This window comes from Micromonospora sp. NPDC048947, assembly GCF_040649495.1.
Taxonomy (GTDB): domain Bacteria; phylum Actinomycetota; class Actinomycetes; order Mycobacteriales; family Micromonosporaceae; genus Micromonospora; species Micromonospora alfalfae.
In genome coordinates this window covers 323,775-336,495 of the sequence record NZ_JBEZFO010000003.1, presented here as the reverse complement: position 1 = coordinate 336,495, position 12,721 = coordinate 323,775, and the positions used below count along the sequence as shown (strand labels likewise).

General features: G+C 72.2%; 11 protein-coding genes. 4 read left to right on the top strand and 7 right to left on the bottom strand.

Features of this window, described 5'->3' with window-relative positions:
• Positions 1–101: 101 nt before the first annotated feature.
• From AB0B98_RS07000 to pgsA, 4 genes are all read right to left on the bottom strand, one after another.
• Positions 102–605, bottom strand: a complete 504-nt coding sequence (locus AB0B98_RS07000) for a hypothetical protein (protein ID WP_357361336.1) — start codon at positions 603–605, stop codon at positions 102–104.
• Positions 606–686: 81 nt separating this feature from the next.
• The gene (locus tag AB0B98_RS06995) at positions 687–1,847 is read right to left on the bottom strand and encodes a glycosyltransferase family 4 protein (RefSeq protein WP_238670801.1); all 1,161 of its coding nucleotides are present in this window, start codon (positions 1,845–1,847) and stop codon (positions 687–689) included.
• 16 nt (positions 1,848–1,863) lie between these two features.
• Positions 1,864–2,796 (bottom strand): phosphatidylinositol mannoside acyltransferase, encoded by a 933-nt coding sequence (locus AB0B98_RS06990; protein WP_357361335.1) that lies wholly within the window; start codon positions 2,794–2,796, stop codon positions 1,864–1,866.
• 46 nt (positions 2,797–2,842) lie between these two features.
• Positions 2,843–3,472 carry a phosphatidylinositol phosphate synthase gene (pgsA, locus tag AB0B98_RS06985; RefSeq protein WP_238670803.1) on the bottom strand — a complete coding sequence of 210 codons (630 nt, stop codon included), beginning with the start codon at positions 3,470–3,472 and terminating at the stop codon, positions 2,843–2,845.
• Positions 3,473–3,721: 249 nt separating this feature from the next.
• Here pgsA and AB0B98_RS06980 point away from each other — a divergent pair, with 249 nt between their 5' ends.
• Complete coding sequence (locus AB0B98_RS06980) at positions 3,722–5,878, top strand: elongation factor G-like protein EF-G2 (protein ID WP_357361334.1); 2,157 nt, start codon at positions 3,722–3,724, stop codon at positions 5,876–5,878.
• 242 nt (positions 5,879–6,120) lie between these two features.
• Here AB0B98_RS06980 and AB0B98_RS06975 read toward each other — a convergent pair whose 3' ends face one another.
• Complete coding sequence (locus AB0B98_RS06975) at positions 6,121–7,179, bottom strand: aldo/keto reductase (protein ID WP_357361333.1); 1,059 nt, start codon at positions 7,177–7,179, stop codon at positions 6,121–6,123.
• A gap of 98 nt (positions 7,180–7,277) precedes the next feature.
• Between AB0B98_RS06975 and AB0B98_RS06970 the strand changes: the two genes are divergently transcribed.
• A complete protein-coding gene (locus tag AB0B98_RS06970) occupies positions 7,278–7,760 on the top strand; it encodes a hypothetical protein (protein ID WP_357361332.1) in 483 nt (160 codons plus the stop codon).
• Positions 7,761–7,809: 49 nt separating this feature from the next.
• Here AB0B98_RS06970 and AB0B98_RS06965 read toward each other — a convergent pair whose 3' ends face one another.
• On the bottom strand, positions 7,810–8,322 hold the full coding sequence (locus AB0B98_RS06965; protein WP_181518504.1) for an HIT domain-containing protein: 513 nt from the start codon (positions 8,320–8,322) through the stop codon (positions 7,810–7,812).
• Positions 8,323–8,499: 177 nt separating this feature from the next.
• Here AB0B98_RS06965 and AB0B98_RS06960 point away from each other — a divergent pair, with 177 nt between their 5' ends.
• Positions 8,500–9,228 carry a D-Ala-D-Ala carboxypeptidase family metallohydrolase gene (locus AB0B98_RS06960; protein WP_357361331.1) on the top strand — a complete coding sequence of 243 codons (729 nt, stop codon included), beginning with the start codon at positions 8,500–8,502 and terminating at the stop codon, positions 9,226–9,228.
• Positions 9,229–9,541: 313 nt separating this feature from the next.
• Here AB0B98_RS06960 and thrS read toward each other — a convergent pair whose 3' ends face one another.
• Positions 9,542–11,551 (bottom strand): threonine--tRNA ligase, encoded by a 2,010-nt coding sequence (thrS, locus tag AB0B98_RS06955; protein ID WP_238671995.1) that lies wholly within the window; start codon positions 11,549–11,551, stop codon positions 9,542–9,544.
• A 188-nt stretch (positions 11,552–11,739) separates the two neighbouring features.
• Between thrS and AB0B98_RS06950 the strand changes: the two genes are divergently transcribed.
• Positions 11,740–12,714 carry a DUF1775 domain-containing protein gene (locus AB0B98_RS06950; protein WP_357361330.1) on the top strand — a complete coding sequence of 325 codons (975 nt, stop codon included), beginning with the start codon at positions 11,740–11,742 and terminating at the stop codon, positions 12,712–12,714.
• Positions 12,715–12,721 lie beyond the last annotated feature (7 nt).

Below are 12,721 nucleotides of genomic sequence, written 5' to 3'. Positions count from 1 at the left end.
ACACCGCGCCGACAGCCAATCAGACCCCCGGTGGCCTGCACTGTGGCAGTGGTCACCAGCCCGCCCGGACCCGTCCGGGAGCAGGCGGCGACCCTCGGAGCTCAGGCGGCGGGGACGTCCGCCGGCACGACGAGGGTCGGGTCGTCGATGTCGAAGTAGCGCGGCCACTCCCGGCCCCGCCCCATCCGCAACAGGCGCACCAGCGGCCGGCTGCGCGCCGAGCGGGCGTCGCGGACCAGATCGGTGTGCACCTGCCGGGACAACGCGAGCCGACGACTCGCGGCGATGACCGCCGCACAGTCCGGGTCGCCCGAGTCCAACTGGACGCCGCGCAACTGCCGGGTGAGGTCGTTCTCCGCGGCCTCCCGCTCGTCCGGGCTGGCGTCCAGGGCGATCCGCGCCGCCGCGTACAGCTCGACGCCGAAGCGCCGCTCAGCCAGGACCGCGGCCGCCGCCGCGCGGCGCAACAGGTGGGCGTCGAGGGCCCGGGCCGCCAGCTCCGCGCGGCCCTGTAGTCGCTCGACCCGGCCGGCGGTCCAGAAGAGGTACGCCGCGACCAGCCCCACGACCACGCTCGCGGCCACCACCCACCACATGTGCGGCATCGTAGTGCTGCTCCGTTTCGTCCGATTGGGCGCGGCCGGACCGGTCCCGCCGGTCACCACCGCACCATCCGTCACACCGGCTCAGCCCAGCCCCACCCATTCCTGGTCGATGACCCGCCCGTCGGTTGCCTCGATCGCCGCTGCGTATACCTCCAGAACACGGCGGGCAACCACCGGCCAGTCGAAATTCGCCACCACCTGATCACCGCAGGCGCTCAGCGTGGCCCGCCCGGCCGGGTCGTCCAGCAGCTCGGCCAGCACGGCACGCAGCCCCACCGGATCGCCGGTGGGGAAGAGCCGACCGGCCCGCCCACCGTCGAGCACCCGCCGGAAGGCGTCCAGATCACTGGCGACGACGGTCGTACCCGCGGCGAGGGCCTCGGTGAGGATCATGCCGAACGACTCACCACCGGTGTTTGGTGCGACGTAGAGGTGGACACTGCGCAGCATGCGCGCCTTGTCCGCTTCGCTGACCAGGCCGAGGAACGTGATCCGCTCGTGCAGTTCGGCCGGGAACTGGTCGTACAGGTCGTCGGGGTCACCCGGGCCGGCGACGAGCAACCGCAGACCGGGCCGGGTGGCGGCCAACGCCACGAACGCGTCGCGCAGCACCGGGAAGCCCTTGCGTGCCTCGGTGAACCGGCCCAGGAAGCCGAGCGTGCCGCCGGTGCCGGCCGCGCACTCCCCCGGCCAGCCCGGCAACGGCTCGGCGTCGGCGAACTTGGCCACCGCCACCCCGTTGGGGATCTCCACCGCCCCGCCGTCCATGTGCTCGACCTGCACCTTGCGGGCCAGCGCGCTCACAGCGATCCGGGCCGTGATCCGCTCCAACACGATCTGGAGCACACCCTGCGCGGCGGCGAGGACCCGCGAACGGGTCATCGCGGTGTGGAACGTGGCCACCACCGGGCCACGGGCGGAGAGCACGGCCAGCAGCGACAGGCTCAGCGTGAGCGGCTCGTGCACGTGCAGCACGTCGAAGTCACCGTTGGTGATCCACCGCCGTACCCGGGCGGTCGACACCGGGCCGAACGCGATCCGGGCCACCGAACCGTTGTACGGCAGCGGAACTGCCCGCCCGGCGGACACCACGTACTCCGGCAGCGGCGAATCCTCGTCGGCCGGCGCGAGCACGCTCACCTCGTGGCCCAGCGCGATCAGCGCCTCGGCGAGGTCCATGACGTGGTTCTGCACCCCGCCGGGCACGTCGAAGGAGTACGGGCACACGATGCCGATCCGCATCTGTCAGCCCACCTCCTCAGGCCGGGCCGGAGGCCGACGAGGGCAGCGCCGCGCCCGCCCCCGACCTCGCCTGGTCCAGCCACATCCGCTGCAACATGTGCCAGTCTTCCGGATGCCGGGCGATACCCGCGGCCAGACGGTCGGCGATCAGCTGGGTCAGCGACCGGACCCGCTGGTCCAGTGGCCCCGCCTCGGGGCCGGGCACCGGCAGCGGGCCAGCCAGCGACGCACAGGCGGCGTCCGGTTCGTACCACATCGAGGCCACGTAGAGCGGCGCGCCGGTGTGCAACGCGAGCAGCGCCGGCCCGGCGGGCATCCGGGTCTTCGCGCCGAAGAAGTCCACCTCCACCCCCCGGGCGGAGAGATCACGGTCGGCCAGCAACGGCACCACCGCGCCGGCCCGGAGCCGGTCCAGCAGCACGTCGAACGCCGGACGCGGCCCACCGTGGGTCGGCAGGATCTCCATGCCCAGCTCAGCGCGGAAGGCCATGAAACGCCGGTACACGCCCTCCGGCTTGAGCCGTTCCATGACAGTGGTGATCGGCCAACCGGTGGCCGCCACCCAGGCGCCCGCGGCGTCCCAGTTGCCGGCGTGCGGCAGGGCCACCACCGCGCCCCGGCCGGCGGCCACGTCAGCGGCGAGCAGCTCGGCGCCCTCGAGCCGGAAATTGGACAGGATCTGCGACCGGCTCAACCCGGGCAGCCGGAACGCCTCCATCCAGTACCTGGCGTACGAGCGCAACCCGCGCTTGACGAGATCGTCCAGCTCGGCCTCGGACAGCTCCGGGCCGACCACCCGACGCAGGTTCGCGCGCAGTCGGGCCGTACCCCCGTTGGGGCGGCGATGGGCGCGGTCCGCGCCCGCCTGGAACGCCGCCGCCACCACCGGCCGGGGTAGCGCGCGGACCACCCGCCACCCGGCGATGTAGCCCAGCTCGGTGAGGTTCACGCGACTCGGCCGCCGGTCGTCAGACGCCGGGGCACCGGCACGGCACTCATGCCTGGCCGTCCGGCTGGAGCTGCTGGGCCTGGCGGTAGACGTGCGCCATCCGCTGCCCCACCGTGAAGATCGACACGGCGGCGAGCAGCCAGAGCGCGATCTCCAGGGCCGGATCGACGCCGACACCGGTGAGAATGCCCCCGACCCCGACGATCAGCAGTCGTTCGGTGCGCTCGGCGATGCCCACGTTGCAGGTCATGCCGAGCCCTTCGGCGCGGGCCTTGACGTAGGAGACGAGGCCTCCGACGGCCAGGCAGACCAACGCGGCGGCCACCCCGGAGTGGTCGCCCTGCGTGGCCAGCCAGTACGCCACAGCGCCGAAGACGGCGCTGTCGGCTACCCGGTCCATGCTTGAGTCGAGGAACGCGCCGAACCTGGTGGAGCCGCCGCTCATCCGGGCCATCGTCCCGTCGAGCAGGTCGGTGAGCGCGAACAGGGTGACAATCAACGCGCCCGCGACCAGGTGGCCGCGGGCACCGAAGCCGAGCGCGCCGACGAGCACACCAACGGTGCCCGCGACGGTGACGGCATTGGGGGTGACGCCCGCGCGCAGCAGGGCGCGGGCAATCGGCTCGACGACGCGGGTCATCCCCGCGCGGGCCGACACTTGGAAGATCTTCGCCATGGCGGTCCCCACGATAACGGTCCGCCCAGCTCCGGCGATACGGACGGTACCGCCGACCCGCCCGGGGGAGGCTTGTGCCTACCCGGCAACGGGTGTGAGATCGGGTCGGGAGGTGAGCCAGCTCACCCGTCCGCCCGTCCCGTTCCCGCTGTGCAGCAGACCACCGGAGGATATCGCCGCGCACTCGCCCCGGGCCGCTACCCGTCGCGCGGCGGTCGCCACCACCACCGGCTGAGGGAGGTGCGCCCCATGGCGCAGAAGAGTCACGACAAAGGTTCCACCGGCGGCACGCCAGTGGTGACCGAGCCCGAGCGGGTTCGCAACGTGGTGCTCGTCGGGCATTCCGGGGCGGGCAAGACCACACTGGTTGAGGCCCTGCTCGCGGCGACCGGCACGATCGGCCGCGCCGGCACCGTCGTCGACGGCACCACAGTCGGCGACCACGACCCCGCCGCCGTACGCCAGCAGCGCTCGGTCAGCCTGTCCTGCGCGCCACTGCTGCACAACGGCATCAAGGTCAACCTGCTGGACACCCCCGGGTACGCCGACTTCATCGGCGAGTTGCGCGCCGGGCTGCGAGCCGCCGACGCCGCGCTCTTCGTGGTCTCCGCGGCGGGCGGCATGGACGCGGCCACCGTCGCGCTGTGGGAGGAGTGCGCCGCTGTCGACATGCCCCGCGCTGTCGCGGTGGCCCGACTGGACCAACCCCGCGCCGACGTCGACGAGACGGTGGCGCTCTGCCAGCGCCTCTTCGGTGACAACGTGATGCCCCTCTACCTGCCGATGCTCGGCGACGACGGGGTCTCCACCGAAGGGCTCCTCGGCCTGATCACCCGTCGGGTCTTCGACTACAGCGCCGGGCTCCCCGCCGACGTCCGCGACCCGGACCCGGAGCACCAGCGGGCCATCGACGAGTCCCGCGACGAGCTGATCGAGGGGATCATCGCCGAGAGCGAGGACGAGACCCTCATGGACCGCTACCTCGACGGTGAGGAGATCAGCACCGAGGTGCTCATCGACGACCTGGAGAAGGCAGTCGCCCGGGGGCACTTCTACCCGGTGGTGCCGGTCTGCGCCCAGACCGGTGTCGGCCTGGATGTGCTGCTGGAGGTGCTGACCGCCGCGTTCCCGTCGCCGCTGGAACACGAGCTGCCGGCGGTGACCGGCGTGGACGGCTCGCCGCGTCCGCCGCTGAGCTGCGACCCGGCCGGGCCACTGGTCGCCGAGGTCGTCAAGACCACAGTCGACCGCCACGTCGGTCGGGTCTCGCTGGTCCGGGTCTTCTCCGGCACGCTGCGCCCCGACCAGACTGTGCACGTCTGCGGGCACGGCATGGCCGAACGCGGGCACCCCGACCACGACGCCGACGAGCGGGTAGGGCACATCTACACCCCCCTGGGCGCCACACTGCGTGAGGTGTCGCTCTGCGTCGCCGGTGACATCTGCGCCATCACCAAGTCGGGCAGCGCCGAGACCGGCGACACCATCTCGACCACCGACGACCCGCTGCTGATCGCCCCCTGGGAGATGCCGGAGCCGCTGCTGCCGGTGGCGATCGCCGCCCACAGCCGCGCCGACGAGGATGCCCTGGCCCGCAACCTCGCCCGTCTGGTCGCCGGCGACCCCACGCTGCGGCTGGACCGCAACCAGGAGACCCACCAACTGGTGCTCTGGTGCATGGGTGAGGCGCACGCGGACGTGGTGCTCGACCGGCTGCGCGCCGGCGGTGTCGAACTGGACACCGAGCCGGTCAAGGTGTCGCTGCGCGAGACCCTGACAGTGCCCGCGAAGGGGCACGGCCGCCACGTCAAGCAATCCGGCGGCCACGGCCAGTACGCGGTCTGCGACATCGAGGTCGAGCCGCTACCCCGCGGCAGTGGCTTCGAGTTCGTCGACCGGGTGGTCGGAGGTGCGGTGCCGCACAACTACATCCCGTCCGTGGAGAAGGGCGTCCGCGCCCAACTGGAGCGCGGGCTGGTCGCCGGGCACCCCGTGGTGGACCTGCGGGTGACCCTGGTCGACGGCAAGTCGCACAGCGTCGACTCCTCCGACGCGGCCTTCCAGACCGCCGGCGCGCTGGCGCTGCGCGACGCCGCCGAGCGCGGCCAGCCGGCCCTGCTGGAGCCGATCGACGAGGTCACCATCAGGGTTCCGGACGGCTCGGTGGGCACCGTGCTGGGCGACCTGTCCGGCCGACGCGGCCGGGTGCTCGGCACCGAACCGGACCAGGACACCGAGGGCCGCACCCTCGTCCGCGCCGAAGTGCCGGCCACCGAGCTGCTTCGGTACGCCGTCGAGCTGCGCTCCATGACGGCCGGCACCGGCACCTTCCGCCGTCACTTCGTCCGCCACGACCCCATGCCCGCCCACCTGGCCGACCAGACCCGCAAGGAACAACTCCCCTAACCCCCAACCCAACCCAACCCCGGCCCGCCCCGCCCCGCCCCGCCCCGCCCCGCCCCGGCGATCTTGCACTTTCTGTCGTCCTTATGTCGCTCTCGCGGCATAAGTCCCCGCAGAAAGTGCAAGATCGGCGAGGGTTGGGCCGCCCTCCGGGGTCGATCATGGAGTTGTGGTGGGCGGAATGCCGATCCATGCCCGTTTTGCGGGGCACCACAACTCCATGATCGACCCGGGAAGGGCGGGGGCTATGGGTGGACTGTGGGGTGGGTGGGGCGGGGCCAGTGGGGGCGGTCGGCGTCGCGGAGGGCTGCGGTGCGGACGGCGGCGAGCTGACGCTCCACCTCGACGAACTGGTCCGCCGGCAGCGGGCCCCGGTGCAGCGCGGCGGCGTTCTCCTCGACCTGGGCGACCGTACGACAGCCCGGGATCGGGATGGTGCGACCGCTGCGCGCCCAGATCCAGCCCAACGCGCCCTGGGCGAGGGTGCGCCCGTCGGCGGTGAGCGCGGCACGGACCGCGCCGACCCGACGCAGCCACTCCGGTGCCGGCCGACCACCCCGGAACCACTCCAACCAGCCCGGGGCCAGCCCGCGTACGTCGTCGCGGGGCAACGTCGACCCGGCCGTGTACTTGCCGGTGAGCAGCCCCATCCCGAGTGGGCCCCGGTTGACGCTGGCCAGGTCGTACTTGTCGCAGACGGCGAGCAGCTCGGGGGCGTCGCGCAGCACCGACAGGGCGTGCTGCACGGCGGTGGCACCGGCGGCGGCGTGCCCGAACGCGGCAGCCCGATCCGTGCGGTCGGTGCTCCACCCGTACGCGCGGATCAGGCCCTCGGCCACCAGGTCCTCGCAGGTCCCGATCAGCGCCTGCGCCCTCGGCACCGACAGCTCGGCCAGGTGCAGCTGATAGAGGTCGATCCGGTCGGTGTTCAACCGGCGCAGTGAGGCGGTCACGGCACTGCGCAGGTACCCGGGCGACGCGTCCTCGCCGGTGGCCTGCCGGCTCGCCTCGTCGAAGGTGTAACCCCACTTGGTGGCGATCACGGCGTCGTCGCGGCGGCCGGCGAGCGCCCGACCGAGCACCCGCTCACCGTGCCCGGCCCCGTACGTGTCGGCGGTGTCGAAGAGGGTGATCCCCAGATCGAGTGCCCGGCGTACCGCCCGCACCGACTCGTCGTCGTCGACAGCGCCCCAGCCCAGTGGCTGAGTGCCCTCCGCCCAGGGTCCGCCGATCGCCCAGCACCCCATGCCGAGGGCGCTGACCTCGATGCCGCTGCGCCCCAACACCCGTGTCGTGACTGCCATCGGCCGATCGTGCCACCTTCGACGGGCCGGGGCGTAGCAGATCCGCGGGCGGACACGCGGGCGCACGGAGACGGTCACGGTCCGGCATGATCAACGCCATGCGACGGCTCGGAGTGGACATCGGCGGAGTGATCATCGAGCCGGCCGACGACGACGCGGACACCTCGTTCTTCGGCGCGCACTACCTGCGTACCCCGGCCGTCGTCGGGGCGTTCGACGCGCTCGCGGCGCTCGGCCCGGCGTTCGACGAGGTGCACCTGGTGTCCAAGTGCGGGGAGGCCACCGAGCGGCGCACCAGGGAGTGGCTGGCCCACCACGACTTTCCGGCGCGCACCGGCGTCCCGGTGGAGCGGCTGCACTTCTGCCGCACCCGAGCGGACAAGGCGCCGATCGCCAGCCGCCTCGACCTGACCCACTTCGTGGACGACAAGCTTGAGGTGCTCGGCTATCTCGACTCGGTGCCGCACCGCTTCCTGTTCCGGCCCCGAAAGTCCGAGGTCGCCGCACACGCCGCGCTGCTGCCCCGCGTACACCGGGTGGAGAGCTGGTCGGAGCTGACCCCGCTGCTGCGCGCCGACTAGCCGGATTGGTGCGCGGGTCGCGCGACCGGCGCGGCGCGGCCGGCGGCGGTCAGGACGGCCAGGCGCGGGCGAGCAGGTCGCGGGTGTCGCCGAGCAACTGCGGCAGGACCTTGGTGCGGCCGATGACCGGCATGAAGTTCGCGTCGCCGCCCCAGCGCGGCACCACGTGCTGGTGCAGGTGCGCGGCGATGCCAGCGCCGGCCACCCCACCCTGGTTCATGCCCAGGTTGAAGCCGTGGGCGTTGCTGACCTTGCGGATCACCCGCATGGCGGTCTGGGTGTACGACGCCAGCTCGGTGGTCTCCGGCACGTCCAGGTCGGTGTAGTCGGCGACGTGCCGGTAGGGGCAGACCAACAGGTGCCCCGGGTTGTACGGGTAGAGGTTGAGCACCACGAAGACGTGCTCGCCCCGGGCCACCACCAGGCTCTCCTCCGGAGGCAGCTGCGGCCCCCGGCAGAAGGGGCACCCGGTGGGCTTCTCGTAGCCCTCGGCCGGGCGGTCCTCGCCGGAGATGTAGGTCATCCGGTGCGGCGTCCAGAGCCGCTCCAAGCCGTCCGCCATGCCGTCACTGTCCGTGTGCCGTTCCGCCCCTGTCACGAGCCGATCCTACGGAGCCCCGGGGGCAGGCCGCGACACCCGCCTTTCGGGCACCCCGGGACTGCAAGTTCTTGACGGATCAAAGTCGAAGCATGAAACTTCCGTTCATCCACGTACTTCCATGCATTGATGGAGGGCTTCATGTTCCGACGGCTCGGCAGATTCCTCGCGGCACTGGCGTTGACCGCCGCCACCACAGTGGCCGGCGTCACAGCCGCCGCCGGCGCGGCCCAGGCGGACGGCTGCTACACCTGGGGACGCACCCTGTCCCAGGGGGCATCCGGCGAGGACGTCCGGCAACTCCAGATCCGGGTCGCCGGCTACCCCGGCTACGGCGCGGTGCTCACCCTCGACGGCGCGTACGGCCCAGCCACCCGATCGGCGGTGATCCGCTTCCAGCAGGCGTACGGGCTGCCCGCCGACGGCATCGCCGGCCCACAGACGTTCAACCGGCTCTACGCCCTCCAGGACGACGACTGCACCCCGGCCAACTTCAGCTACCCCGAACTGAACAAGTGCAACAGCGACTGGTCCGGCGGCGCGGTCTCGGCGAGCACCGCCCGGTTCAACGCGCTCGTCTCGATGTGGAAACTCCAGGCCATGCGCCACGCCCTCGGCGACGTGAGCATCGCGATCAGCAGCAGCTTCCGCAGCTACGCCTGCAACAGCGCCGTCGGCGGCGCGTCGAACAGCAGACACCTGTACGGCGACGGGGTGGACCTGGTCGGCTCCCCGTCGTTCTGCCGGCTGGCGCAGCAGGCCCGCAACCACGGCTTCGGGCAGATCCTCGGCCCCGGCTACCCCGATCACAACGACCACACCCACGTGGCAGCGGTTGGAGGCTGGTCAGCGCCGAACTGCGGCATCTGACACCCGCCACCACTCCCGGGCGCAGCGCTCCCGCGCCACCTCCGGGCACCGCGCTCCCGGCGCAGCGCTCCCGGCGCTGCCTCCGGATGCCGCGCTCTCGCGCCACCTCGTTCCTGGCGAAGATCGCGCTCGAACATGGAAGTAGTGGCTTCCCCCACCGGGGAGGCCACTACTTCCTGGATCGAGCGCGATCATGCGGGGCGCGAGCGCCGCGCGGGCCGCGAGCGAGCCGCGCGCCAGCCCGGTCGAGCGGGTTACGGGCGAGCCGCAGGCGGGTTGCAGGCGGCGCGCTGGCGGCGCGCGGTGGTGCCGTTTACTCCGCTGCGGCGGACGGGCCGATGTTGGTCCGTGAGCTGACCACGTCCAGCACGTGGGTCACCGCCTCGGCGACCGGTACCCCGTTGCGCTGGGAGCCGTCGCGGTAGCGGAACGACACCGTGCCGGCGGCCACGTCGTCGTCACCGGCGATCACCATGAACGGGATCTTCTGCTGCTGCGCCGTCCGGATCTTCTTCTGCATCCGGTCGTCGCCCGCGTCCACCTGGGCGCGGATGCCCTCGGCGCGCAGTGCCGCGACGAAGCCGTGCAGGTAGTCGGTGTGGTCCTCGCGGATCGGGATGCCCACCACCTGCACCGGTGCCAGCCAGGCCGGGAAGGCGCCCGCGTAGTGCTCGGTGAGCACTCCGAAGAACCGCTCGATCGACCCGAACAGCGCACGGTGGATCATCACGGGCCGCTGGCGACTGCCGTCGGCGGCCTGGTACTCCAACGCGAACCGCTCCGGCTGGTTGAAGTCGACCTGGATGGTGGACATCTGCCAGGTCCGGCCGATGGCGTCACGGGCCTGCACGGAGATCTTCGGCCCGTAGAACGCCGCGCCGCCCGGGTCGGGAACCAGGTCCAGGCCGGAGGTCGCGGCGGCGGTCCGCAGCGCCTCGGTGGCCTCGGCCCAGTCCTCGTCGGCGCCGATGAACTTGGGCGAGTCGTCCCGGGTCGACAGCTCCAGGTAGAAGTCGTCCAGGCCGTAGTCGCGCAGCAGGTCGAGCACGAAGCTGAGCAGCGTGGACAGCTCGCCGGCCATCTGCTCACGGGTGCAGTAGATGTGCGAGTCGTCCTGGGTCAGGCCACGGACCCGGGTGAGGCCGTGCACGACACCGGACTTCTCGTACCGGTAGACGGTGCCGAACTCGAACATCCGCAGCGGCAGCTCCCGGTACGACCGCCCGCGCGACCTGAAGATCAGGTTGTGCATCGGGCAGTTCATCGCCTTGAGGTAGTAGTCCGCGCCCTCAAGCTGCATGGGCGGGAACATGGTGTCCGCGTAGTACGGCAGGTGACCGGAGGTCTGGAACAGCTGTGCCTTGGTGATGTGCGGGGTGTTGACGAACTCGTACCCCGCCTCCTCGTGCCGCCGCCGCGAGTAGTGCTCCATCTCGCGGCGGATGATGCCGCCCTTGGGGTGGAAGACCGCCAGGCCGGAGCCGATCTCGTCGGGGAAGCTGAACAGGTCGAGGTCCGCGCCGAGCTTGCGGTGGTCGCGCCGGGCGGCCTCCTCCAACAGCTTCAGGTACGCCTTGAGCTCGTCGCGGGTCGGCCACGCGGTGCCGTACACCCGCTGTAGTTGGGGGTTCTTCTCCGACCCCCGCCAGTACGCGGCGGCGGAGCGCATGAGCTTGAACGCGCCGATCAGGCGGGTGGTCGGCAGGTGCGGGCCCCGGCACAGGTCCGACCAGCAGACCTTGTCCTCCTTGGCGTCGAGGTTGTCGTAGATGGTCAGCTCGCCGCCGCCCACCTCCATCACCTCGTCGGTGTCCAGACCCTCGCCCTTGACCTCGATCAGCTCCAGCTTGAACGGCTCGTCGGCCAGCTCGGAGCGCGCCTCGTCCAGGCTGCCGAAACGGCGGCGGCGGAACCGCTGCCCGGACTTGATGATCTCCTGCATGCGCTTCTCGAGCTTGCTGAGGTCATCTGGCTGGAACGGCTTGGCGACGTCGAAGTCGTAGTAGAAGCCGTTCTCGATGGGCGGGCCGATACCCAGCTTGGCCTCGGGGAAGATGTCCTGTACGGCCTGGGCGAGGACGTGCGCGGTGGAGTGGCGCAGCACGGTGAGCCCGTCGGGCGAATCCAGGCTGACCGGCTCGACGACGGTCTCCTCGGCCGGCGTCCAGTCCAGGTCGCGCAGCTGGCCCTGCGGGTCGCGGACCACGACGATCGCCTTGGGGCCGTTCGCGGGCAGTCCGGCCGCGGCCACCGCGTCGGCCGCCGTGGTCCCGGCGGCGACGACGACGGGGTCGGCCACGGCGGGGGTACGGGGTGCGGACACGGTGACTCCTCCAAGTGGTACGAAACGGTGCCGATCCTCGGCTCCTGCCGATGCTATCGGTCGCCCCGCCCCCGACCGGGAACGGCACCTCCCTACCGCCGACGTTGAACCTTTCGCGCCTCGCAGCCGAACTAGAAGGTGTGGCCGGAAACCGGTGCCGGCCGCGTCGACACGGATGGGGGCACGAGATGGCGAGCACGTACGGCGGTGGCCGTCGGCGGCGGATCGTGACGGCGACCGCGGTGACCGCCGCTGGGCTGCTGCTCTGGCCTGGCACGGCGTACGCGGCGGACGTGACGACCACCCCGAGCGAGGCCCGGCAGGGCGAGGCGGTACGGCTGGAGTTCAGCGTTCCGGAGGAACGGGCCGGCACGAAGACCAACCAGATCGAGGTACGGCTGCCGGCCGACGCGCCGATCGCCGAGGTCTACCCCATGTCGGTGAACGGCTGGGCGCCCCGGATCAGCTCCCGCACCCTGGACAAGCCGGTGGCAGGTATCCACTCCTCCGGGGTGAGCACTGTGACGACCGCGGTGACCTGGGTCCGGGTCGGTGCGAGTGATCCCGGGCCGGCTCGGCTGGCGCTCTCCATGGGGCCGATGCCGCAGGCCGACCGGCTCAACTTCGAGGTCGTCCAGACGTACGCCGATGGCACTGTGGTCCGGTGGGCGGACGCCACCGGCCCGCACCGGGCCCCGACGCTCGCCCTGCTGCCGGCGGCGCCCGGCGCCGCGGGTCCGGCCGCACACGGCGGGCACGCCGGCCCGGGGGCCGGCGCACCGGCCGCAGCGGACGACGGTGTGGACGCCGCACCGCCGGCCCGGGCGGACGGTGCCGACGAGGGCAGCGCCGACGGGATGCTGGCCGCCGGCCTGCTGGCCGGGCTGGGCGGCGGCGCGGCGATCGGCTGGCTGGTCAGCCGGTGGCGCCGACGCGACCCTAACGAGGCCACAGCGCTCGCCGAGGTGACCGGCGACCCGGACGAGGCCGCGACGCTGGCCGAGATAACCGGCCGCGCAGACGGCACCGCAACGCCAGACCCGACGCCCGCCAACCCGCAGTCCGCCAACCCGCAGCCCACCGACCCCCTGGCCACCGACCCGCAGCCCGCCGACCCCCTGGCCGCCGATCCGCAGTCCGCTGTGCCCGCAGCATCGCGGTGATCCACTC